The sequence below is a fragment of the Sphingopyxis sp. EU05-FHT14B03 genome, from assembly GCF_058790875.1.
This window is the reverse complement of sequence record NZ_JBYTDC010000002.1, coordinates 1,012,124-1,035,443: the sequence shown is the minus strand read 5'-3', so window position 1 is coordinate 1,035,443 and position 23,320 is coordinate 1,012,124. Positions and strand designations below refer to the sequence as shown.

Below are 23,320 nucleotides of genomic sequence, written 5' to 3'. Positions count from 1 at the left end.
TGTAGGGGCGCTGCTCAATTTTTAGGCAAATTCGAAGGCTTCCCCCATGGCGGCGCTGCGCCCCATCCAGATCGGCCCCATCACCATCGCGGATCCCGTGATCCTCGCGCCGATGACGGGCGTCTCCGACCTGCCGTTCCGCAAGCTCGTCCGCTATTATGGCTCGGGGCTCAACGTCACCGAGATGATCGCCAGCCAGGCGGCGATCCGCGAGACGCGTCAATCTGTGCAAAAGGCCGCCTGGGACCCGATCGAAGAGCCGGTGTCGATGCAACTCGTCGGCTGCACTCCCTATGAAATGGGCGAGGCGGCGAAGCTCAACGAGGATCGCGGCGCCGCGATCATCGACATCAACATGGGCTGCCCGGTCCGCAAGGTGACCAACGGCGATGCCGGCTCGGCGCTGATGCGCGACCTCAAGCTCGCCGCCGCGCTGATCGAGGCCTGCGTCAAGGCGGTGTCCGTGCCGGTGACGGTCAAGATGCGCATGGGCTGGTGCCACGACAGCCTCAACGCCCCCGAACTCGCCCATATCGCCGAGGATATCGGCGCCAAGCTCGTCACCGTCCACGGCCGCACCCGCAACCAGATGTACCGCGGCGAGGCCGACTGGGGCTTTGTGCGCAGCGTCAAGGACGCGGTGGCGATCCCGGTGATCGTCAATGGCGACATCTGCTCGGCCGACGACGCGCGCACCGCGCTCGCGCAGAGCGGCGCCGATGGCGTCATGATCGGCCGCGGCGCCTATGGACGCCCCTGGCTGCTCGGTCAGGTGATGGCGGCGCTGCGCGGCGAGGCCGAGCGCCCCGACCCCGGCCTCGACGAACAATATGACGTCATTACATCGCATTACCGTGCGATGATCGACCATTATGGCGAAATGACCGGGGTCAATATGGCGCGCAAGCACCTCGGCTGGTACGTCAAGGGGCTGCACGGATCGGCCGAGTTTCGCAACAAGGTCAACCAGATCCCCGACAGCAAGGGTGTGCTCGACGCGCTCGAAGGCTTTTACGGACCGCATCTGACCAGGGCGGCTGCGTGAGCGCGCTCACGTCGAGCATCCCGACGTTCGACCATGACGAGCTGATCCAGTCGCATCCCGTCGCCACCTTGCTGATCGACCGCAACGGCGTCATCCTTTTCGTCAACGCCGCCGCCGAGCAGCTCTGCAACACCGGGCGCGCCGCGATGGTCGGGCATGTCGTCTATGACGTCATCGGCATGGACCGCAATTACCGCCAGCGAATGAGCGACCCGGCTTATTCGGCGCTTTTCGCCCATGGCGCCGAGATCAGCGTCGGCGGGCGCAAGTCGATCGCGGTCGACATGCAGATGGTGCCCTATGGCCACGCCGGCCACCGCATCCTCGCGCTCGTCGCGTCGCAGCGCGAGGCCGAACTGATGGGCGGGTCGATCGGCCGCTCGGGCCGCGCCGCCGGCGCCGCCGCGTCGATGCTCGCGCATGAGATCAAGAACCCGCTCGCCGGCATCCGCGGTGCGGCGCAATTGCTCGCGCGCGGCGCCGACGCGGGCAAGACGCGCTTCACCTCGCTGATCGTCGCCGAGGTCGATCGCATCGCGACGCTGATCGACCAGATGGAGCATTTCTCGCGCGGCCAGCCGATCGCCTGCGAGCCGCTCAACCTCTACCAGCCGATCCACCAGGCGATGGAGGCGGTGCGCGCGCGCCAGCTCCCCGGCATCCGCTTTGCCGAGGATTTCGACCCCTCGCTGCCGCTCGTCCTCGGCAACCATGACGCCATGGTGCAGATATTGCTCAACCTGCTCACCAACGCCTGCGAGGTGCTGGGCGCGCGCGACGACGGCACGGTGCGCATCGCGACGGCGTACCGCCACGGCCTCTCGATCGACAATGGCGACGGCCGCGGCCGCATCGCGCTGCCGATCGAGGTCGCGGTCAGCGACAATGGTCCGGGCGTCCCTGCCGAGATTCGCGGCGACCTGTTCGATCCCTTCGTCACCACCAAGCGCGAAGGCCGCGGTCTCGGCCTCGCTCTCGTGGCAAAGCTCGCGCGCGACATGGGCGGCACCGTCCAGCATATGCGCGACGGCGAATGGACCCGTTTCCGCGTCCACCTCCCCGCAGCGCAAAAGGGCCAGACGGCATGAACGGCAAGACGATCCTGCTCGTCGAGGACGATCCGACGATCGCGCTGATCATCCGCGAAACGCTTGCCGAGGAATGCGGCGTCTTCGCCGCGGTCACCACCGTCGCCGAACGCAATGCCTGGCTCGCCGCAAACGCGCCCGACCTCGTCATCACCGATGTCGTGCTGCCCGACGGCGACGGCATCGACTCGCTGCCCGGCGCCGGGCTCGACGCGCAAGTGCCCGTGATCATCCTGTCGGCGCAGAACACCCTCGATACGGCGGTGCGCGCGACCGGCATCGGCAGCTACGACTATCTGCCCAAGCCCTTCGACCTCGAGGACCTGACGACCAGCGTCCGCGCCGCGCTGGCCCGCCGCCGCGCCGAACCCGCCGCCGCCGTCGAGGCCGGTCCCGCCGACAGTCACGGCCTCGTCGGCCGCGCTCCGGCGATGCAGGCGGTCTACCGCACCATCGCACGCCTCGCCTCGAACGACCTCGCCGTCCTGATCCTCGGTGAATCGGGCACGGGGAAAGAGGTTGTCGCGCGCGCCGTCCACGCCACCGGCCTGCGCCGCGCCGGGCCGTTCGTCGCGATCAACATGGCGGCGATCCCGCGCGAACTGATCGAGGCCGAACTGTTCGGCCACGAAAAGGGCGCCTTCACCGGCGCGCACAGCCGCAACGCGGGGCGCTTCGAACAGGCAGCGGGCGGCACCTTGTTCCTCGACGAAATCGGCGACATGCCGATCGAGGCGCAGACGCGGCTGCTGCGCGTCCTCCAGAGCAACGAATATTCGACCGTCGGCGGCAGCCAGGCCTTGCGTGCCGACGTCCGCGTCGTCGCCGCGACCCACCGCGACATGCGCACCCTCGTCGCCGACGGCCGCTTTCGCGAGGATCTCTTCTACCGGCTCAACGTCATCCCGGTAACACTGCCTCCCTTGCGCGATCGCCGCAGCGACATCGCCGCGCTGATCCGCCACTTCGTCGAGGCCGGCCGCGCGTCGGGCCTTCCCGACCGCCAGTTCGCGCCCGCCGCGATGCAATTGCTCGAACGCTATGACTGGCCGGGCAACGTCCGCGAACTCGGCAACGTCGTCCAGCGCCTCGCGGTGCTGTCGCGCGACACCGTCGTTTCGGTCCGCGATGTCGAGGCGGTGCTCCACGAAAGCGGCGAGGGCCATCCGATCCTCGCCCCCGCCGACGCGATCGGCCGCGCCGTCGACGACTGGGCGCGCGAGGAACTCGCCGCCGCCGAACAGGACGGCACGATCCACGAACGGCTTCAGGCGATCGTCGAGGCCGCGCTGCTGCGCCGCGTGCTGCGCGACGTGCGCGGCAACCAGCTCGAGGCCGCCCGCCGCCTCGGCATCAACCGCAACACCCTGCGCAAGCGGCTGGGGCAGCTCGACATCGACCCGACGCGCGTGTGAAGCGGTCCCCGCGCCGGCCTCGCTTGGCTCACTGACCAAAAGCGGTCTCACAAGATAAGGACGATGACGATGGCCGAAGTGCTGGACGAGGGCCCCTTCTTTCACGGCACAATCGCGGATTTGCGCGTGGGTGATGTCCTGACCGCCGGATACCGGTCGAACTATCACCCGGAGGTGGTGATGAACCACATCTACTTCACGGCCATTGTGGACGGGGCCGGGCTTGCCGCTGAAATCGCGGCGGACCTCGCCGAAGGCGCTGCCGTCCCCCGCGTTTATGCCGTAGAGCCGACCGGGATATTCGAGAACGACCCGAACGTGACCGACAAGAAATTTCCCGGCAATCCCACCCGGTCGTATCGCAGCAGCGCACCGCTCAAGGTCATCGGTGAAATCACAGAATGGACCAGATTGACGCCCGAAGCCCTGCAGCTGTGGAGAGAACGGCTGACCGCACTGCGCTCCGACGAGCGAGCCGAAATCATCAACTGACGCACGGCGACACGCATCTTGCGTGCCGTTCGGTCGGATCGCGGCAAGCGATAGGACGCGGGCGACCGATTGCGGACAGGCCAATTGCAGACAGGCCAGGCTTTGATAGTATGCCTTGATCCAGAATATTTGGGAGGTAGCGATGCCCGGACCAATCAAAGGCTCATGCCTTTGCGGCGAAATAGGCTTCGTCGTCGATGGCAAATTCGGACCGGCCGGGCAATGCCACTGTTCGAAATGCCGCAAGGTGTCGGGAACCGATGGCAATGCCGTTTTCTATGCCGCGAAAGCCAGCTTCCGCTGGGTGAAAGGCGCGGACAATATCGCGACCTACCATGTCCCCGGTGAGCAGGGGTGGCAATCCAGCTTCTGCAAGACGTGCGGAAGTCCGACCCCGCACACCGATCGGGAAGGAAAGCTATATTTCGTCCCGGCGGGCTTGCTCGACGACGACCCGGGATTTCGTGGTTATGCCGCCCATATATTCGTCGGTTCGAAGGCGCCTTGGGTGTGCATAACCGACGGGGCGCCGCAATTCGCGGCAGGATTCCCCTCGGACAAGGCCGGTAGCTGACCTCGCGAAAAAGCCACCCGTCGCCGACCCTCCGCGGGCGCCGGAATGGCCTCTCACGACCGGTTGTGGACGTTGCCCTGTCGTGGCAGAAGAAAGTTGTGTTCTCGTTCTTGTTGTCTTTGGCGGTTACCGCTCAAACTCCGGGGTATGATATTTTCGAGCCCGGTAGGACCGCCATTATCTTTTCGACCATTGAGCATTCTGAGTGGTGCCCCGCTGGCAACGTGCGAATAGACTTGGTCACTGGCGAATTTGCGCTCACCCCGAGAGCGCCGCGGGAGGTCTGCCAAAATGCGGGTTTAGAAAGGTCTTCTAAGAGCGGGCGCCTAGATACGGCACGGCTTGAAGAAGTTAGGCGAGCGTATCTGAACGCGCAGTCTGCGGGGTTGGATATCTGCATCGACGATTTCATTCCTGAATCAATCATTGTTAGCAATGGCGGCACGCCCATTCTTGCCCTGACCAGCGGAGCCTATACGTTGGCCGCTCCCGAAAAGTTACAATGCTGGAGCGATGAAGCTAATAAGCTGGATCGCACCTTGAACGAAATTTTCGGCGCTTCTTAGGGCATAAACCCAGATAATCTTGATGACGGCTTTCCACCCCTAAGCGGTCCTTGGTATCCGAATCCGGTCACCCCGATCCGCGCCACCCGACACGACCCCCATTTCCCGGTTCCGGTATCGAGCATCCGGCAAAACAACGTCCAACAGAACCGATTTATGCGCCAAACCGTGGTCCCCGCGCACATTGTGTGTTTTCTATGCAACAGGTTTGTCGTAACGAGGCAACAATGGCGAACGGCGTTACGGTAACCGGCGAAGCGCAACCCGAAGGGCAGGGGACCCGTTCGCGCATCTGGACCTTTGCCGCGCCCGAATATTACACGCTGGCGCTCATCCTCAGCGTCGGCATCGCCACCTATATCTTTGTCACCGGCGACGCGCAGAGCGAACGGTTGCTCACGCCGGGGCTGGTCGCCGTGATCATGGTCGTCAACCTCGTTCCCGCGATGGCGCTGATCGTGCTCATCGGCAGCCGCGTGGCGCGCGCGCGCGCGATGCGCTCGATGGCGGGGGGCAGCGGGCGTCTCCACGTTCGGCTCGTCGCGCTCTTTTCGCTGATCGCCGCGGCACCGACGATGCTCGTCGTGATCTTCGCCTCGCTGCTGTTCCAGTTCGGGGTCGATTTCTGGTTTTCCGACCGCTCGCGCGGCATGTTCGAAAATGCCGCCGGCCTCGCGGAGGGCTATTATCAGGAGAACCAGCGCGAGGTCGGGGCGAACACGATCGCCATGGCAACCGACCTTGGCAAGCTCCTGTCGCAACTCCCGATCGACGACCCCAAGTTCGCCGATTATTATTTCCAGCAGGTTGTCGTCAGAAATCTCAATGAATCGGCGGTGATCGAGATCGGTGCTGACGGCGTTGCCCGAACCGCGGCAGCGGTCGACCCCGATGATCGTGCCGCGGAAAACCGGCTTCAGCCCGCGATGATCAAGCGTCTTGATGCCGGCGAGGAGGTCGTCGTTGTTCGCCAGCCCGATCGGATCGAGGCGGCGACGCGGCTTCCCGGCAAACCCAATGCCTATGTCTATGCGTCGCGCGATTCCAATGTGCCGGGTTTCCAGCAATCGGTCCGCGCCGGTACCGTGCTCGCCGACTATAATGCGCTGTTCGAGCGTTCGCAGCTGCTCCAGCTCCAGTTCAACGGCGCGCTCTATCTCGGCGCGCTGCTCCTGCTCGCGCTCGCCGTGATCGCGGCGATCGTCGTCGCCGACCGCATCGTTCGCCCGCTCGGCACGCTCGTCGGGGCGACGCGCACCGCCGCCGGCGGCGATCTGTCGGTGCGGGTGACGCCGACCGCGCACGACGACGAGATTTCGGTCCTCGCCCATGCCTTCAACCGCATGACCGAACAGATTCAGGGGCAGACCGGCGCGCTGCTCAGCGCCAACGAGCAGATCGAGGCGCGCCGAAGCTTCATCGAAGCGGTGCTCAGCGGCGTGTCCTCTGCGGTCGTCTCGGTCGACGCCGGCCACCATATCCTGCTCGCCAACGCCGCCGCCGAGCGGTTGATCGGGACCCCCGCCGACCAGCTCACCGGACGCCCGCTCGAACAGGTCGCGCCCGAACTCGCGCGCCTGATCACCGGCGACGAGCGCGAGGCGGTGGTCCAGCTCGCGCGCCGCGAGGGCGAGCCCGCGACACTTGCCGCCAAGGCGGTCGCTCAGGGCGACGGCTTCGTGCTCAGCTTCGAGGATATCACCCAGCAATTGCTCGACCAGCGCCGCGCCGCCTGGTCCGACGTCGCGCGCCGCATCGCGCACGAGATCAAGAATCCGCTCACCCCGATCCAGCTCGCCGCCGAACGCCTCCAGCGCCGCTTCGGCGACAAGGTCGAGGGCGATCAGGCGACCTTCCGCAAGCTCACCGACACCGTGATCCGCCAGGTTCACGATATGCGGCGCATGGTCGACGAATTCTCCAGCTTCGCGCGCATGCCCAAGCCGACCTTCGGGGTCGAGGATATCCGCGACATATTGAAACAGGCGGTGTTCCTGTTCGAGGTCGCCAAGCCCGACATCGCTTTCAGCGTGTCGGTCCCGAACGATATCGAACCGTTGGTGTGCGACCGCCGCTTGTTGTCGCAGGCGCTGACGAATATCGTCAAGAACGCGGTAGAAGCCATTGAAGAAAGTGTAAAAAATCTCGAATCTTCACCGATCGGCCACATTCGCGCGATCCTCGATATGGGCAATGATCGTGAAGTTGTGATCCGCATCGCCGACGACGGCATCGGCCTCCCCGAAGCCCGCGACACGATCGCCGAACCCTATATGACGACCCGCCAGGGCGGCACCGGACTCGGCCTCGCGATCGTCAAGAAAATCGTCGAGCAGCATTATGGCGAACTCGATTTTGCCGACAATCCGGCAGGAAAGGGGACGTGCGTGACACTCACGCTTCATCCCGACCGCCTCCGCCCGCTCGCAGGGCGCGGCGCCGACACGACAACAGGGCAGGCCGAATCGGTCCCGGGCCGTTCCCGGAACCGGCAGGATAGAGAAGATCATGGCGCTTGATATTTTGATCGTCGACGACGAGCGCGACATCTGCGACCTCGTCGCCGGCGTCATGGAAGACGAAGGCTATGAGGCGCGCACCGCGTCCGACAGCGACGCCGCGCTCGAGGCGATCCGCCAGCGGCGCCCGTCGCTCGCGCTGATCGACGTGTGGCTGCAGGGTTCGCGGCTCGACGGGCTTGGACTGGTCGAGGCGATCAAGGCGTTCGATCCGACGCTGCCGATCATCGTCATTTCGGGCCATGGCGGGCTAGACACTGCCGTCGCCGCGATCCGCCGCGGCGCCTTCGACTTCATCGAAAAGCCGTTCGAGGCCGAACGCCTGCTTCACCTCGTCGCGCGTGCGACCGAAAACGAGCGGCTGAAGTTCGAATATGAGCGGCTGCGCGAACGTGCCGGTCCCGCCGACGAACTCACCGGCACCAGCGCCGCGATCAACAATGTCCGTGCGACGCTGAAACGGGTCGCCGGCACCGGCAGCCGCGTGCTGATCACCGGCGCGGCGGGCGTTGGCAAGGAGGTCGCGGCGCGCGTCCTCCACGGCTGGAGCGGCCGCCACACCGCGCCGTTCCGCGTCATTTCGTCGGCGCGCATGGACCCCGAAACGGTCGAGGCCGAGCTGTTCGGGTCCGAAAGCGACGACGGCGCGATCCGCGTCGGCCTGCTCGAACAGGCGCATGGCGGTACCGTCTTCCTCGACGAGGTCGCCGACATGCCGTTGACCACGCAGGGCAAGATATTGCGCGTGCTGACCGATCAGAGCTTCACCCGCGTTGGCGGGCGGACGATGATCCGCGTCGACGTCCGGATCATTTCGGGATCGGCGCGCGACCTGATGACCGAAATCGCCGAGGGGCGTTTCCGTGAGGATCTCTATTACCGGCTCAACGTCGTGCCGGTGCACATCCCGTCGTTGCGCGAGCGGCGCGACGACATCGCGGCGCTGTGCGAACATTTTGTCGGCCGCTATGCCGCCGATCGCCGTGCGCCGCCCGCGGAAATCAGCACCGAGGCGATGGCGGCGCTCCAGGCGCATGATTGGCCCGGCAACGTCCGCGAGCTGCGCAACGTCATCGAGCGCGTGATGATCCTCGCGCCGAGCGACCGGCTCGGGCGGATTGACGCCGATATGTTGCCCGCCGAACTGGTGCGGGGCGGCACCGACATATTGCCCAACGCCGAATCGATCACCGCGATCCCGCTCAAGGAAGCGCGCGAGAATTTCGAGCGCGAATATCTGCGGATCCAGATCAATCGTTTCTCGGGCAATATTTCGCGTACCGCGACCTTCATCGGCATGGAACGCTCGGCATTGCACCGGAAGCTGAAGCTTCTGGGTTTGACCGACAATTCGGACGGCGAGGCCTGAGATCGATCGGCTTTGCGCTAGACCTGCGCGACGCTTTGCCGCATATTGGGCACGCCGCGACGAAAGCGGCGGTCCAGTCAGGGCCATCAAGCGGTTTTACCCGCCAAGAACAGGAGGCCAATGTGTCCGATAAAAACCAGAATCTCCAGGATCTCTTCCTCAACGCTCTCCGCCGCAGCAAGACACCGGTGACGATGTTCCTCGTCAAGGGTGTCAAATTGCAGGGCATCATCACCTGGTTCGACAATTTTTCGTTGCTTCTGCGCCGCGATGGCCAGTCGCAGCTTGTCTACAAGCATGCGATTTCGACCGTCATGCCCTCGCACGACTTCGACCTGTCGCTGCTCGGCGATAATCTGCGTGACGCCCCCGCCAGCAAGGGCAAGGCCTTGCAGGATGTGTTCCTGAACGCGGTGCGCAAATCCGACGAATCGGTGACGATGTTCCTCGTCAACGGCGTGATGCTGCAGGGCGATATCGTCGCGTTCGATCTGTTCTGCATGCTGCTCGAACGTGAGCGGCAGGTGCAACTGGTATATAAGCATGCGATTTCGACCGTGCAGCCCAACGGGCCGATCAATCTCACCGACAGCGAGCCCGAAGGCGACGCCTGATCGATCCGATGTCCGACAATGACGATGAGGTAACGCGCGGCGCCACGGCGGTGCTGATCGTGCCCGAATGGCATAACCAGCGCCTGTCGCGCGATCTCGACGCGCGTGCGGAGGAGGCGAAGGGCCTGGCACTCGCGATCGGGCTGGAGGTCGTGGCGGTTTATCCGTTGCGGCTGCGGCAGACGCGCGCGGCGACGTTGATCGGGGTGGGGCAGATCGATGCGATCAAGGCCGAAGTTGGCGAAGGTGCCGCGCAGCTTGTCATTGTCGACGCGGTGCTTACCGCAATCCAGCAGCGCAACCTGGAGACCGCGTTCGGGACCAAGGTCATTGATCGCACGGGATTAATTCTCGAAATCTTCGGCGAGCGCGCGGCGACGGCCGAGGGGCGGCTGCAGGTCGAGCTGGCGCATCTCGACTATCAGGCGGGGCGGTTGGTGCGCAGCTGGACCCACCTCGAGCGCCAGCGCGGCGGCTTCGGCTTCCTCGGCGGTCCGGGCGAAACGCAGATCGAGGCCGACCGGCGGATGATCCGCAACCGCATGGCGCGTATCCGCCGCAGCCTGGAGGATGCAAAGCGCACGCGGCAGTTGCAGCGCGCCAAGCGCCAGCGCGCGCCCTGGCCGGTGGTCGCGCTCGTAGGCTATACAAACGCCGGAAAATCAACATTTTTCAATCGCTTGACGGGAAGTGACGTCATGGCGGAAGATATGCTGTTCGCGACGCTCGACCCGACGATGCGCGAAATTCGGCTGCCCGGCATCGACAAGGCGATCTTGTCCGACACCGTCGGTTTCGTGTCCGACCTGCCAACCGAACTGGTCGCGGCGTTCCGCGCGACGCTGGAGGAAGTGACGACCGCCGACCTGATCGTCCATGTCCGCGACATCGCGCATCCCGACAGCGAGGCGCAATATGCCGATGTTGTCGCCATCCTCAATTCGCTGGGCGTCAACGGCCCGCAGGACGGTGGGGAAGGGGGCGCCGATGCGCCCGCGGTCATTCCGCAGATCGAGATATGGAACAAGATCGACACCGCCGATTCCGATGAGCGCGCGGCGATCGAAGAGATGGCGGCGCGGCGGAGTGACGTCGCGGTCATATCGGCGGTCAGCGGCGAGGGCGTCGAAGCGGCCCGGACGCTCATGGCGTCGCAATTGACCGCGCTGCACAGGGTCGAACGCATTTTCATCGGCTACGACCATGGCGAAGCGGCGGCGTGGCTTCACGCGCGCGGCGAAGTGCTGGGCGACGAGCCGCAGGACGACGGTCATGTGTTGACGGTACGGCTCGATCCCGCCGACAAGGCGCGGTTCGAACGGCTGTGGCCGGCTAGGACCGCTCCGACGCCTTGACCGCCTGCCAATGCGCTTCCTGCGCGTCGAGCGACAGGCCGGCCAGCGTTCCACCCGCGCGGTCTTCCATGGCGGCAAAGCGTCTTGCGAATTTCATGTTGGCGTCACGCAGGGCACTCTCGGCATCGACCCCGAGTTTGCCGGCATAGTTGACGACCGCGAAGAGCAGGTCGCCGACCTCTTCATGGCGTTCCTGTTCGTTGGTCGCCGCGGCCACTTCGGCGAGTTCCTCGGCGATCTTGTCGCGCGGGCCGTCGACGTCGGGCCAGTCGAACCCGACGCGCGCGGCGCGCGACTGGAGCTTTTCGGCGCGGAGCAGCGCCGGCAGCGACAGCGCAACGCCGTCGAGCGCGCCCTTGGGACCGTCGGCGGCGCGTTCGTTCGCCTTGATCGCTTCCCATTGCAGCCGCACATCGGACGTCGTGGCGTCACCGAAGATATGCGGATGGCGGCGCTCCATCTTGTCGGAGATCGCGGTCGCGACATCGTCGAAGGTGAACAGGCCATCGTCGGCCGCGATCTGGCTGTGAAAGACGACCTGAAGCAGCAGGTCGCCAAGCTCGTCACAGATCGCCATAGGATCGCCGCCGGCGATCGCGTCGGCAACCTCATAGGCTTCCTCGATCGTATAGGGCGCGATGGTCGAGAAGTCCTGCGCCAGATCCCATTCGCAGCCACCGTCAGGGTCGCGCAAGCGGGCCATGACGCCAAGCAGGCGGGCGATGGGGGATGCGGGGGATTCGGTCGTGTCTTGGAACATCCATTTATCCGATAATATATATTATGTTAAATTGGTCGAGAGAAGCGAAGGGAGCACTATCGGATTCTTTCACCGAGCGCCCGGATCCAGTCCCGCTGTTCGTCGGTATCCGGAACCTTTACCCCGCGCGCGGTCGCGATGGCGTCCAGCGCATCGTCGGCCGACTGCCCGGCACCGATCATGATTGCTGCCGCCAGAACCGACGAGCGGCCGATGCCGGCCCGGCAATGGATTGTGACCGGCTTGCCGCGTGCCGCCATGTCGTTCGCGAAACGCCCGAATGCGGCCGCATCATCAGGCAATCCGCGATCCGGGATCGGCCACGACAGAAACTCGATGCCATTGTGGTTGCACAGCGCAGGTTCCCGCGCGAGGTCCAGATCGTCGATCTCTTCGCGTTCAAGCAGACTGACGACGATCCCGACGCCTGAACGGGCCCAATGTGCGATCTCATCTTCGAGCCATTCGCCGGATCGAGGCCGCGCCATGATAGCGATGCGCATGTCGCCGGGGTTTTCGATCCAGTAGATCGTGGAAAGCATCAGCGCATTGGTTCCTTCGCCGGAGTCACGTCACGGCCTGCCATGTCCGGATCACGAGGAAAATCAGTCCGAAGATCGCGATCCAGGCCAGTGCCATCTTGACCCAGTCCTTCATCGGCAATTGGCGCGCGACGAGTGCGCTGACCACCAGCGCCAGCGAACCGATGCCCCAGATCAGATTGACGCCCATGTCGGTCACAACTGCACCTCCAGCCCGTCATAGCCCGGCTCGACGCCCGGCGGCAGTTCGCCGGCAAGGTCGTCGTAATCCATCGTATTGTCCATATGGGTGATGATCGCGCGCGGATTTCCCACCTTTTCCAGCGCCGCGAGCGACATGGCCAGATGCGGATGCGTCGGGTGCGGATAGCGGCGCAGCGCGTCGATCACGAACAGATCGACACCCTGGAAAAAATCGACCATTTCGTCGGTAAATTTCGAGAAATCAGTCGCATAGCCGATCTTGTGGACACCATCGCTGAAGATGAGTCCGCTGGCCTTGATCGGGCCGTGCGGCATTTCGATCGCCGACACCTCAAGGGGGCCGATCGATTGATGGTCGAGCAGGTCGATCGGATCGACCAACGCCGGATAGCCGGCGTTCCCCGCAAAGGCGTAGGTAAAGCGCCATTTGAGCGTGTCGAGCACATGGTTGCGGGCGTAAGCCGGCACCTGCGAGCCGCGCAGATGCATGATCTGGCGCAGGTCGTCGAGGCCATGGCAGTGGTCGGCGTGCTCGTGGGTCCAGATGATGCCGTCGACCGCCCCCACCTCGGCATCGAGCAGTTGCAGCCGCATGTCGGGGCTGGTGTCGACGAGCAGACGGAAACCGCCCAAGGAGATCAGGATCGACGAGCGACTGCGCAGGTTGCGCGGGTTGTCGGGATCGCACTGCCCCCAATCATTGCCGATCCGCGGCACCCCCGACGAGGTACCGCAACCCAGGATGCGAACTTTCATAGTGCGGCCTTCATGCCAGACGTGACGTCATGGCGCCGCCTTGTTGAACAAATGGTAGAAATTGGCGCTTGTTGCGGCGCCCAGGACCGCCCTGTCCTCGCCGCGCAGATCGGCGAGATAGGCGAGGGTGTCGGCGACGAAAGCCGGTTCGCCGGTCTTGCCGCGGTGCGGGACGGGGGCAAGGAAGGGGGAATCGGTTTCGATCAGCAGCCGGTCCTGTGGCAGCCACCGCGCGGTCGTCTGAAGATCGGCGGCGTTCTTGAAGGTCACGATGCCCGAGATCGAGATATAGAGGCCGAGCGCCAGGGCCTGCCTTGCAAAATCGTCGCTGGCGGTGAAACAGTGGATCACGCCGGGGAATGTCGTCCTGCCCATCTCCTCGCCGAGCAGCGCGAGCGTATCTTCCTCGGCATCGCGGGTGTGGACGATGATCGGCAGGCCGGTCGCCTGCGACGCGTGGATGTGGCGGCGGAAACTGTCCTGCTGCCGCTGCCGGTCGCTCTTGTCGTAATAATAATCGAGCCCCGTTTCGCCGATGCCGATGACGCGCGGGTGCGCGGCGCGCTCGACGAGCTTCGCGGTGTCGACGTCGGGATGATGGTCGGCGTCGTGCGGATGGATGCCGACGCTGGCCCAGACATCGTCGTTCGCCTCGGCAGCGGCGAGCACATCGTCCCATTCGCTTTCACGCGTCGCGATGTTGAGCATCGCGGTGACGCCGCGTGTCCGAGCGCGCGCCAGCACCTCGCCCTGCTGCTCGGCGAGTCCCTTGTAGTTGAGGTGGCAGTGCGAATCGACGAGCATCAGGCCTCCCCTTCCCCCCCATTCTCGTCGGCACCCTCGGGCAGTTCGAGGCGGGGGAAGATGGGGACGGGCTGGCCGACGGTGAAGCCGATCGCAACCAGCTTCGCAAGCCATTCGGCGTCATCGAGCGCCGCAAAGTCGCGCGCATCGGCGGCAATGCCCATCTGGTCGAGCAGGGTGTCGGCGGCGGTCGGCACGACCGGGCGGATCGCGATCGCCAGCGCGCGGACCGCGCGGAACAGCGTCATCAAGACCGCGCGCATCCGTTCGGGATCGGTCTTGCGCAGCGCCCAGGGCGCCTGGGTGTCGACATATTGGTTGCAGGCGAACACGGCGCGCAGCCAATCCTCGATGCCCACCGAAAAAGCGAGCTGGTCGAATTCCGCCGGCAAGCGCTCGGTCGCCATCGCGTGGAGGTCAGCGAGCAGGTCGTCATCCTCCGGCGCCGGCGTGTAATCGGCCGACAGTTCGCCGCCCAAATTCTTGAAAATCATCGACAAGCTGCGCTGTGCCAGATTGCCGAAGCTGTTCGCGAGATCGGCGTTGGCGGCGCGCACGATCGCCTCGGCCGAATAGGTGCCGTCCTGGCCGAAGCTGACTTCGCGCAGCAGATAATAGCGCAGCGGGTCGACGCCGAAGGTGTCGGCGAGGGTCATCGGGTCGACGACGTTGCCGAGCGATTTCGACATCTTTTCGCCGCGGTTGAGCAGGAAGCCGTGTCCGAACACCTGTTTGGGCAAAGGCAGATTGGCGCTCATCAGGAAGGCCGGCCAGTAAACCGTATGAAAACGAACGATATCCTTGCCGATCATATGGATGTCGGCGGGCCAGTATTTGCCCCATTCGCCGTCGGTATCGGGATAGCCGAGCGCCGACATATAGGTGGTCAGCGCATCGACCCAGACATACATGACATGGCCGGGCGATCCCGGTACCGGCACTCCCCAGTCGAAGCTGGTGCGCGAGACGCTGAGATCCTTGAGGCCGCCCTCGACGAAGCGCAGCACTTCGTTGCGGCGGCTTTCGGGGCGGATGAAATCGGGGTTCGCCTCATAGAGCGCGAGCAATTTGTCCTGATAGGCCGAGAGGCGGAAGAACCAGCTTTCCTCGACGGTCCATTCGACCGCGGTACCCTGTGGCGAGAGCTTGGCCTCCCCTTCCCCCACGATCAGTTCGCTTTCGTCGTAAAAGGCCTCGTCGCGGACCGAATACCAGCCCTCATAGCGGTCGAGATAGAGATCGCCATTGGCCTCCATCGCGCGCCACAGGGCCTGCGATGCGGCGTGATGCGCGGGGTCGGAGGTGCGCATGAAATGGTCGAAACTGATATTCAGTTTGGCATACATCTCACGGAAATATCCCGACATTTCGTCGGCGAGTTCGATCGTCGGGCGACCCTGGTCGCGCGCCGTCTGAAACATTTTGAGGCCATGTTCGTCGGTGCCGGTGGTCAGCCGCACGTCGCGGCCGCGGGCGCGCTGGAACCGCGCCATCACGTCGGTCGCGATCGCTTCATAGGCGTGGCCGATATGCGGGCGGCCATTGGGGTAGCTGATCGCGGTGGTGATGTAGAAAGGGGTGTTGGTTTCGGACATGGCCGCGCCTTAGCCGGTGCGGGGCAGAAGGGGAAGTGGCCCCTTCCGCCGCGTCAGCGCGCCGGCACGCCGCGCGGCGCCAGTTCGGCGAGGCAATTGCCGATCTCGAACCCGACCATCGCGCCGTCGTATGACCCGCGGATCGCATCGCGAACGGTGCGTTGCACCCTGTCCCATTGCGCGAGCACCGGCGCGATCTCGGCAACCGGGCGCTCGCGTGCGATGCGCGCGAGCAGGCCGGGGACGATGTCGATCACCAGTTCGAGTTTGGCGCGATTGGCTGTGCCGCCGACCTCGCGCGCGAGCGCTTCGCGCAGGCGATTGCCGGGGTCGCCCGAGGTGGCAATGGCGAGCAGCTTCTTTTCCATCGCGCCGACGTCGCTGTCGATCAGCGCGAGCGCCTTGCCGGGGACGCCGCCCGACGCGGCGACGGTGGCGCGAAGCTCGACCATATCGGCCATGGGGCGCAGTTCGTGCAGCCACGCCGTCATGACGTCATGATCAACCGGTTGAAAACGCACCGTTCTGCACCGTGACCGGATCGTCGGGAGCAGGCGCCCCGGCGAGTGGCTGATCAGGATGAAGACGGTCTGCGCCGGCGGTTCCTCGAGCGTCTTGAGCAAGGCGTTGGACGCGGCAGGCTCCAGATCGTCGATCGCGTCGACGATGATGACGCGCCAGTCGCCGAGCGACAGCGAGAAGTGAAGACGCGCCTTTAGCTCGCGCACCTGGTCGATCGTGATGTTGCGCGCGAGGTCCTTGCCCTTGTCCTTCACCTGTCGGTTGAGGTGGAGAATCTCGGGATGGTTGCCCGCGGCGACGAGGCGGTCGGCGGCGGTATCGCCGGGGTCGTCGAGCGGGATCGCGGCGCTCGCCCCGCCCTTGTCATGGGTGACGAGGAAGCGCGCGGCGCGCGCGGCGAAGGCGGCCTTGCCCATGCCCTGCGGCCCGGCGAGGAGCCAGGCGTGATGGAGCCGCCCGGCGGCCCAGGATTCGAGGAAGGTGTTTTCGGCGTCCTGATGCCCGATCAGAGCCATGGTTCGAGGTCCACGAGGATGGCTGACGTCACGGCGTCGGCTGAACCCTCGGCGGCGACAACGCGCCAGCGACCCGGTTCGGCGGCGGCGATGGCGGTGAAGCGCGCGGCGAGGCGCGCCTGATAATCGGCGGACTTGCTGCCCATGCGGTCGGCGCCGGCGGCGTCACGGACCGAGAGGCGCCTCGCGGCCTCGTCGGCGTCGACGGTGAGCAGGAAGCTGCGGTCGGGAAGCAGGCCTTCGGAGCCGATACGATGGAGGGTGAGGATGTCGGCATCGGTCACCCCCCCGCCGGCGCCCTGATAGGCGCGCGACGAGTCGACGAAGCGGTCGCAGAGCACCCAGGCGCCGCGTGCCAGCGCCGGGCGAATGGTGCGCGCGACATGGTCGGCGCGCGCGGCGGCGAAGAGCAAGGCCTCGCTGCGCGCGTCCCAGCGGTCGTCGCTGCCGGTCATCAGCAGGGTGCGGATCGCCTCGGCGCCGGGGCTGCCGCCGGGTTCGCGGGTGGTCACGACATCAACCCCGCGTTTCGTGAGCGCGGCCGCGAGGGCGCGGATCTGGGTCGACTTGCCGACCCCCTCGCCGCCCTCGAGCGTGATGAAGCGGCCGCTCACAGTCCGGTGAGCCGGTAGAAGCCGGTGCGCGCGCGGTCGAGCCAGCCGCCCTCCCCCACATCGGTCGCGGCGAGTAGCGGCGTGATTTGCGGCGGCAGGCCGTCGGGGGTAACGATAAGGTCGGCGACACGGGTGCCGCGCGCGATCGGCGCGGCGAGCGGGCTCTGGCTGCGCACGGTCGCGCGATAGCCGCCCCGATAGCCCGCGGGCACGGTCATGCGGACCGGGATGGCGGCTTCGGCTGCGAGCATGGGCTTTGCCCCCTGCCCGACATCGATCTGGCCGACCTTGGCACCAGCAGGGACGATCTCACGCCCCTCCCAGGCGTCGAAGCCCCAGGCCATCAACCGTTCGGCCTCGTCGCGGCGCGCCTTTTCGCTGCTCATCCCCGCGACGACCATGATCAGGCGGCGCCCGTCGCGCTTCGCCGAGCCGAGGAAGCAATAGCCGGCGTCGGCGGTGTGGCCGGTCTTGAGCCCGTCGGCCCCCGCGAACCGTCCGAGGATCGGGTTGCGGTTGGGCTGGACGATCGGCTTGCCATCGGGCGATTTGCCGTGCCGGAGGCTGGAAATTGAGAAATAGCGCGCATATCCCGCAGGATGGTCGCGGATCAGCCGGTCGGCGAGCATGATCAGGTCGGCCGCCGAGACCTTGGTGACGCCGCCGTCGGGCCAGCCGCTGGGAGTACCGAAGCGGCTCGACTTCATATCAATCTTTTTCGCTACCTCGTTCATTCTCTTGACGAAAGCATCCTCGCTGCCGTCGATGCCGACCGCGAGCGCGGTCGCGGCGTCATTGCCCGAGACGGTGATGAGCCCCTTGAGCAGTTCGTCGACGCTCACCTTCTCGCGGGCGCGGAGGAACATCGTCGAGCCGCCGCGGCGGGCGTTCCATTGTTTCCAGGTCGAGTCGTCGACGGTGAAGACCGTGTCGCGCGACAGCTTGCCCGCCTTGATCAGGTCGAGGACGACATAGGCGGTCATCACCTTGGCCATCGAGGCGGGGGCGAAGCGTTTGTCGGCGCCGCGCGAAAACAGGATCGCGCCCGAATCGAGATCCTTGAGCATCACGATCGGCGCCTGGGTGACATAGAGCGGACGGCTGACCGCTGCCGGCGCCTTTTGGGCGGGTGCCTTTTTCGCGGGCGGATTGGCGGCGGGCGCTGCGGCGGGGACAAGCAGCAGCGCGAACGCCGCCAAGGCCGCGCCCCCTGCCCTTGTTTTACTGTGCCGATATCCCGTCATCGGGCGTCAGCGGTCGCGCTGGACCTGCGCGTCGCGGAACCCCTTGGCCTTGGCCTTGCCGGCGGCGCTTACCGCCTCGGCCTCGCTGGCGAAGGGCCCCATGCGCACGCGCCAGAGGTTGCCCGCCTTGGTCACCGTGCCACCGACCGATTTCGCGGCAGCATTGGCCCGGCTCTGGCTGCTGAAGGCGGCGACCTGCACGGCATAGCTGCCGCTGGCGGCGGGTGCGGGCTTGGCAGCGGGCGGCGGCGTCGCCGGTTTCGCGGCGGCGGGCCTGGTTGCCGCGGGCTTGGCGCCCGGACCTTCGACGATGAAACGGTCGCCGCCCGGCGCGGGGGCCGAGGGGGTGGGTTTGCTCGCGGTCGCGGCGGCCATGCCGGCAGGCGCCGGCCTGTCCTTGAGCTTGTTGCGGAGCAGGACGAGCAACGTGTCGGGGGTGGCAAGCCGTTCGCCGACGGCGCCGCCGCTGCGCAGTTGCGCCTTTTCGGCCATCGGCGGATTGGTGCGGCGGACGCGCACGGCCGCGACGCCGCCGGTGAGGCCGAGCTGCTGCGCGGCGCCGCGCGACAGGTCGATCAACCGGTCATTGGCCATCGGCCCGCGGTCGTTGACGCGCACGACGATGGTGCGTCCGGTATCGAGTGCGGTCACCTCGACATAACTCGGCAACGGCAGCGTCTTGTGCGCCGCGCTGATCCCGTCGGGGTTGAAGGGCTCGCCGATCGCGGTCGGCGACCCCGCGAGTTCCTCGCCATACCAGCTCGCATAGCCGACATCGTCGTAATCGGCGATGTCGGACGGGGTGTAGGTGGTGCCGGCGACCGTGAAGGGCGCGCCGAGCTTGGGCGTGCCGTCGACCAGCGCGCTGCCGCCGGGCGCAGGCGCGGGCCCGGCCACGGAGCCGCCATCGCGCTTGCCATCGACACTTCCGCAACCCGCCAGCAGCAATGTCGCCGCCAGCATGACCCCCCTATTACCGATCGATTTCATCCGCCAGCAACCCCACAGACAGTGCGTAAAAATTGGAACAATTGTAATCGAGTATCGCACGATAATTGCCGGTCAGCAAATAAGCGGTGCGCCCCGGCCCGTCGGGTTCGAGCAAGGTCGCCTGGACGCGGCCGTCGGGCCAATTGCCGCCCGCCAGCTGGAAGCCATCGGCGCGCCATTCGGCGACAGAGCGCCAGCGGCTGTGACGCGCGAAAACGCGCGGGCAGCGGGTGGGTTCGAGCTTGCTGGCGACGCGCGTCCGGTTGAAACCGGCGGGAACGCTGACCGCGACGCCCCAGGGTTGCCCGGCGCGCCAGCCGGCGCGGCGCAGATAGGCGCCGATCGATTCGATCGCGTCGGCCTCGCTTGACCAGATATTCGCCTTGCCGTCGCCGTCGCCGTCCTCGGCGACCTGCAAATAGACCGAGGGCAGGAATTGCGGATAGCCGAAGGCGCCGGCCCAACTGCCCTTGAGCACCTGACGCGGGACGCCGCGTTCGACCATTTCGAGCGTCGCGAGGAATTCGGGTTCGAACAGGCTGCGGCGGCGCCCTTCATAAGCGAGGGTCGCCAGCGCCTCGGGCAGGTCGAAATTGCCGGTGACCTGGCCGTAAGCGGTTTCATGGCCGTAGATCGCGATCATGATGCTGGTCGGCACCCCGGTGCGCTGCTCGATGCGCGACAGCAAGGGCAGCAGCCGATCGTGGACGCGGCGTCCGCCGCCGATGCGCGCGGCGTCGACATGCTTGGCCTTGTACGGCGCGAAAGCGGGGATCGGGGTGTCGTTGCTGGGCGGCGCGCCGAGATTGTCGCGGTCGAGTGCGACGACCCGCGCGTTATAGCGCAGCCCCGCGGTGACGCGGTCGAAGGTCGCGCGCGACACACCCCGCGCCTGCGCCTTGGGCCACAGCGACTGGATATAGGTGTCGAAGCCGGGGTCGCCGCTCTGGGCGTGGAGCGGCGCCGAGGCGGTGAGCATCCACGCCGACACGAACGCCGCGAACAGCGAGAAAAAGCGTGTGATTCCGAAACTTGCAGTGCGCATCATGTCCCACCCCATAAGCAAGGTCTGACACAGATGCACGCTGAATGACCAGCCTGCGACCCGATGAAGCGAGTCATAAGCGCGGCGGACGGAGAACCGCCGGCTCGCCGCGCCGCCGGACAAGGTTTCGCTTGCCGCAAGCCGCGCGCGCGCTATGGCGCGGGCGGAGGACAGGTGGCCGAGTGGTTTAAGGCAGCGGTCTTGAGCCGGAGGCGGGCTTGCCCGCCGGAGACGACGCCGCTAGGCGACAATACCGCCGTGCCGCGATAAGCGGTGTCCGGATGGAAGTGTGGCCGAGTGGTTTAAGGCAGCGGTCTTGAAAACCGCCGTGGGTGCAAGCTCACCGTGGGTTCGAATCCCACCGCTTCCGCCGACCATAGGCTTATGACCGCAGAAATTATTCTACTTCGCTTTCGGCTCGACCGATGCAGGGCTGGATTTTTCGCCAAGCCTTGTTCCGGCCCCAAAACTTTAAGCGGAGATCACGTCCATCGCGATGCATCTCCAGAACGGTCGCGTCACCGAAGTCTGAGCTTTCCCAAACAAGCATGACATCATCTGGGCGATCAGGTTGGCGGTAAACCCAAGGCTTGCCGATATTGTCGGTATCAATAACACATCGTTCGACGTCAAAGATGTTCAATTCAACAGACGCAACGAATTCTGGCTCCTTCTTGCGTACTCCGCCGATATCATCGGCAATCGCCGCTGTCGGAACGCAGGCAACGAAAACAATGCAAACCCACTTCAATTTGTTCATTTAGCCCCCTCATTAATTTCGGCGTGCACAATGCGATGGCAGTTTGCGCATAGGCACTTCAAATCACCCAACCTTGTAATATGATTTTCCGCCATTTTTCCGACTTCTACGCGGTCATGATGAACTTCGATTACCGCAGCGCCGATCGGCAGACCGTATTCTTGGCCTGGATCTAGATTGCAGCGTTCACAAAACAACTTCCCGTGCTCTCTTATGAACTCTGCTTTCTTTTTTTTGCTGAGACCCCGCCCACGTTCTCGTTGAAGGTGCACGCGTAAGCGCCATGAACCCTCCCGAAACTCAGGATCGACTGTCTCAGTTTCTTCCGCTCGGCTTTTGGTGTCGCTATTTGACAAACTCCAAAAGCGAATGACGCGATTGCCCCAAATGTCGGGCGCAGGCCGATAATCCAAACGTCCTAAATCACCCTTACGTGACAGCGCGCTCAGTTCTTGAGCCATTCGGGAGAAAGCCGTGTAGTGACTACCAGCACCTTTTCCACCTGCCCCATATAAGTCATCTAGATCTTTCCATAGACGTGGATACTGCTCCCGAAACTTCTGAATAAAATCGAACGTTGAAAACGCAAAATCAGGGAAAGATTTCGTCACCGCAGAAACAGCCAGCTTCATCTCTCGCTCGTCCATGCGCTTCCCCCTCCCACTTCATACGCTTGCATCGTGACAAGATGACCTTGTCGGTCGACCCCCGGATTTTGTAGAACGTAACGTATGAAAACTCCGCATCAAATCGAAATTGATGGCTTGTTCCTTGCCGCATTGGTCGCGAAAATTGGCGGGCGAAGCACGAAATTCTTTACGTAGAGCGACACCTTTTGTGGGGCGGCTGCGGGTTTATTCGCCAGCTTGGTCTCCGTGCAGGGCGGCGGTCGAGAGTCGCGGCGCTGCTATCCGGGCGGCAAACCTGTCGGCCTGCGCAGGCCTCAGCGCGCCTCGACGGTCAGATGCGCGATTTCGGGAATGGATTTGAGGCGCTGGCGGATACTCCCACAATCGCCGCCCTCGACTGAAACGATCGCCGCATGCGCCGCCGGGCCGACGCGCCAGACGTGAAGGTCGGCGAGACGGATGTCGCCCTCGGTTTCAAGGGTCCGGCGGATCTCCTCCTCGAGCGCGGGTTCGCTGCTGTCGAGCAGGACCGACGCGGTGTCGCGGATCAGCGACCAGGCCCAGATGGCGATGACGACGGCGCCGACGATCCCGATGACGGGGTCGAGCCAGATCCAGCCGAGGTACCGCCCGCCGAGCAACGCCGCGATCGCCATCACCGAGGTCAGCGCATCGGCGAGGACATGGAGATAGGCCGAGCGCATATTGTTGTCGCTGTGCCGCGCAGGCTTGGCATGGTCGTGGTGGTCGTGATCGTGGCCGTGACCATGGTGGTCATGGTCGTCGTGCTCATGATTGTGGTGCGCATGGCCGTGACTGTGTCCCGGCCCATGGCTGTGACCGCCGCCGAGCAGCACCGCGCAGACGATGTTCACCATCAGGCCGATGGTGGCGACGATTGTGGCGTCGAGGAAGTCGACCGGGCGCGGATCAAGCAGGCGTTGCGCCGATTCAAAGGCGATACCGAGCGCGACGATCCCCAGGATCAGTGCCGAGGCGAAGCCCGCGAGGTCGCCGACCTTGCCGGTGCCGAAGCTGTAGCGCGGGTTGCGGGCATGTTTGCGCGCATAAGCATATGCGATGGCGGCAATGCCGAGCGCGCCGGCGTGGGTCGCCATATGAAAGCCGTCGGCGAGCAGCGCCATCGAGTTGTAGGCGATCCCCGCGACGATTTCGGCGACCATCATCACCGCGGTGATCGCGACCACCCACAGCGTGCGGCGGCCGTTTTCGTCGTGGCCGGGGCCGAGGAAGACATGGTCGTGGGTGAGGTCGTCGACCTGGCTATCGAAAGACATTGTGC

24 protein-coding genes and 1 tRNA gene are annotated in these 23,320 nt (G+C 65.0%); 11 read left to right on the top strand and 14 right to left on the bottom strand.

All coding sequences use genetic code 11. The annotated features are described in order from the left end of the window. Nucleotides 1-46 precede the first annotated feature (46 nt). From dusB to hflX, 10 genes are all read left to right on the top strand, one after another. Nucleotides 47-1,045 (top strand): tRNA dihydrouridine synthase DusB, encoded by a 999-nt coding sequence (gene dusB, locus AC3WS4_RS14050; RefSeq protein ID WP_492739604.1) that lies wholly within the window; start codon nucleotides 47-49, stop codon nucleotides 1,043-1,045. Next, nucleotides 1,042-2,133, top strand: coding sequence for a two-component system sensor histidine kinase NtrB (locus AC3WS4_RS14045; protein ID WP_492739605.1), 1,092 nt, complete (start codon nucleotides 1,042-1,044; stop codon nucleotides 2,131-2,133). The genes dusB and AC3WS4_RS14045 overlap by 4 nt, the downstream gene beginning before the upstream one ends. Further along, nucleotides 2,130-3,548, top strand: a complete 1,419-nt coding sequence (locus AC3WS4_RS14040; protein WP_492739606.1) for a sigma 54-interacting transcriptional regulator — start codon at nucleotides 2,130-2,132, stop codon at nucleotides 3,546-3,548. The genes AC3WS4_RS14045 and AC3WS4_RS14040 overlap by 4 nt, the downstream gene beginning before the upstream one ends. Nucleotides 3,549-3,617: 69 nt before the next feature. Beyond that, complete coding sequence (gene arr / locus AC3WS4_RS14035; protein WP_492739607.1) at nucleotides 3,618-4,040, top strand: NAD(+)--rifampin ADP-ribosyltransferase; 423 nt, start codon at nucleotides 3,618-3,620, stop codon at nucleotides 4,038-4,040. A gap of 142 nt (nucleotides 4,041-4,182) precedes the next feature. Further along, nucleotides 4,183-4,614 carry a GFA family protein gene (locus AC3WS4_RS14030; protein WP_492739608.1) on the top strand — a complete coding sequence of 144 codons (432 nt, stop codon included), beginning with the start codon at nucleotides 4,183-4,185 and terminating at the stop codon, nucleotides 4,612-4,614. Between the two features lie 65 nt (nucleotides 4,615-4,679). Then, complete coding sequence (locus AC3WS4_RS14025) at nucleotides 4,680-5,180, top strand: hypothetical protein (RefSeq protein WP_492739609.1); 501 nt, start codon at nucleotides 4,680-4,682, stop codon at nucleotides 5,178-5,180. A gap of 227 nt (nucleotides 5,181-5,407) precedes the next feature. Beyond that, nucleotides 5,408-7,699, top strand: a complete 2,292-nt coding sequence (locus AC3WS4_RS14020) for a sensor histidine kinase (RefSeq protein WP_492739610.1) — start codon at nucleotides 5,408-5,410, stop codon at nucleotides 7,697-7,699. Next, nucleotides 7,689-9,068, top strand: a complete 1,380-nt coding sequence (gene ntrX / locus AC3WS4_RS14015; RefSeq protein ID WP_187140160.1) for a nitrogen assimilation response regulator NtrX — start codon at nucleotides 7,689-7,691, stop codon at nucleotides 9,066-9,068. Before AC3WS4_RS14020 ends, ntrX begins: the two co-directional genes overlap by 11 nt. 122 nt (nucleotides 9,069-9,190) lie before the next feature. After that, entirely contained in the window at nucleotides 9,191-9,682 is a 492-nt protein-coding gene (gene hfq, locus AC3WS4_RS14010; RefSeq protein WP_056351428.1) for an RNA chaperone Hfq, read from the top strand. Between the two features lie 8 nt (nucleotides 9,683-9,690). Then, nucleotides 9,691-11,037, top strand: a complete 1,347-nt coding sequence (gene hflX / locus AC3WS4_RS14005; protein WP_492739611.1) for a GTPase HflX — start codon at nucleotides 9,691-9,693, stop codon at nucleotides 11,035-11,037. On the opposite strand, the gene mazG is transcribed toward hflX, so the two are convergent. The 11 genes from mazG to AC3WS4_RS13950 all read right to left on the bottom strand — a co-directional run bounded on the left by mazG (nucleotide 11,015) and on the right by AC3WS4_RS13950 (nucleotide 20,631). Further along, nucleotides 11,015-11,740: a nucleoside triphosphate pyrophosphohydrolase gene (gene mazG, locus AC3WS4_RS14000; protein ID WP_492742837.1), complete on the bottom strand. Its 726-nt coding sequence runs from the start codon at nucleotides 11,738-11,740 to the stop codon at nucleotides 11,015-11,017. The two genes, hflX and mazG, sit on opposite strands and share 23 nt — an antisense overlap. A 113-nt stretch (nucleotides 11,741-11,853) precedes the next feature. Then, entirely contained in the window at nucleotides 11,854-12,339 is a 486-nt protein-coding gene (locus AC3WS4_RS13995) for a protein-tyrosine phosphatase family protein (protein WP_492739613.1), read from the bottom strand. 25 nt (nucleotides 12,340-12,364) lie between these two features. Beyond that, complete coding sequence (locus AC3WS4_RS13990; protein WP_492739798.1) at nucleotides 12,365-12,538, bottom strand: hypothetical protein; 174 nt, start codon at nucleotides 12,536-12,538, stop codon at nucleotides 12,365-12,367. Beyond that, nucleotides 12,535-13,299 carry an MBL fold metallo-hydrolase gene (locus AC3WS4_RS13985; protein ID WP_187140157.1) on the bottom strand — a complete coding sequence of 255 codons (765 nt, stop codon included), beginning with the start codon at nucleotides 13,297-13,299 and terminating at the stop codon, nucleotides 12,535-12,537. Before AC3WS4_RS13985 ends, AC3WS4_RS13990 begins: the two co-directional genes overlap by 4 nt. A gap of 27 nt (nucleotides 13,300-13,326) precedes the next feature. After that, nucleotides 13,327-14,103 carry a TatD family hydrolase gene (locus AC3WS4_RS13980; protein ID WP_492739614.1) on the bottom strand — a complete coding sequence of 259 codons (777 nt, stop codon included), beginning with the start codon at nucleotides 14,101-14,103 and terminating at the stop codon, nucleotides 13,327-13,329. After that, complete coding sequence (gene metG / locus AC3WS4_RS13975; protein ID WP_492739615.1) at nucleotides 14,103-15,698, bottom strand: methionine--tRNA ligase; 1,596 nt, start codon at nucleotides 15,696-15,698, stop codon at nucleotides 14,103-14,105. The genes AC3WS4_RS13980 and metG overlap by 1 nt, the downstream gene beginning before the upstream one ends. 53 nt (nucleotides 15,699-15,751) lie before the next feature. Continuing rightward, the gene (locus AC3WS4_RS13970) at nucleotides 15,752-16,735 is read right to left on the bottom strand and encodes a DNA polymerase III subunit delta' (RefSeq protein WP_492739616.1); all 984 of its coding nucleotides are present in this window, start codon (nucleotides 16,733-16,735) and stop codon (nucleotides 15,752-15,754) included. Beyond that, nucleotides 16,726-17,349 (bottom strand): dTMP kinase, encoded by a 624-nt coding sequence (gene tmk / locus AC3WS4_RS13965; RefSeq protein WP_492739617.1) that lies wholly within the window; start codon nucleotides 17,347-17,349, stop codon nucleotides 16,726-16,728. Before tmk ends, AC3WS4_RS13970 begins: the two co-directional genes overlap by 10 nt. Then, a complete protein-coding gene (locus tag AC3WS4_RS13960; protein ID WP_492739618.1) occupies nucleotides 17,346-18,548 on the bottom strand; it encodes a D-alanyl-D-alanine carboxypeptidase family protein in 1,203 nt (400 codons plus the stop codon). The genes tmk and AC3WS4_RS13960 overlap by 4 nt, the downstream gene beginning before the upstream one ends. A gap of 51 nt (nucleotides 18,549-18,599) precedes the next feature. After that, nucleotides 18,600-19,583 carry a septal ring lytic transglycosylase RlpA family protein gene (locus AC3WS4_RS13955; protein ID WP_492739619.1) on the bottom strand — a complete coding sequence of 328 codons (984 nt, stop codon included), beginning with the start codon at nucleotides 19,581-19,583 and terminating at the stop codon, nucleotides 18,600-18,602. After that, a complete protein-coding gene (locus AC3WS4_RS13950; RefSeq protein ID WP_492739620.1) occupies nucleotides 19,567-20,631 on the bottom strand; it encodes a lytic murein transglycosylase in 1,065 nt (354 codons plus the stop codon). The genes AC3WS4_RS13955 and AC3WS4_RS13950 overlap by 17 nt, the downstream gene beginning before the upstream one ends. A gap of 280 nt (nucleotides 20,632-20,911) precedes the next feature. Here AC3WS4_RS13950 and AC3WS4_RS13945 point away from each other — a divergent pair. Further along, nucleotides 20,912-20,998: transfer RNA gene (locus AC3WS4_RS13945), tRNA-Ser, on the top strand. Nucleotides 20,999-21,025: 27 nt separating this feature from the next. On the opposite strand, the gene AC3WS4_RS13940 is transcribed toward AC3WS4_RS13945, so the two are convergent. The 3 genes from AC3WS4_RS13940 to dmeF form a co-directional block, all read right to left on the bottom strand. Beyond that, on the bottom strand, nucleotides 21,026-21,388 hold the full coding sequence (locus AC3WS4_RS13940) for a hypothetical protein (RefSeq protein ID WP_492739621.1): 363 nt from the start codon (nucleotides 21,386-21,388) through the stop codon (nucleotides 21,026-21,028). Then, a complete protein-coding gene (locus tag AC3WS4_RS13935) occupies nucleotides 21,385-22,035 on the bottom strand; it encodes an HNH endonuclease (RefSeq protein WP_492739622.1) in 651 nt (216 codons plus the stop codon). Before AC3WS4_RS13935 ends, AC3WS4_RS13940 begins: the two co-directional genes overlap by 4 nt. Before the next feature lie 296 nt (nucleotides 22,036-22,331). Continuing rightward, entirely contained in the window at nucleotides 22,332-23,315 is a 984-nt protein-coding gene (gene dmeF, locus AC3WS4_RS13930) for a CDF family Co(II)/Ni(II) efflux transporter DmeF (RefSeq protein ID WP_492739623.1), read from the bottom strand. Nucleotides 23,316-23,320 lie beyond the last annotated feature (5 nt).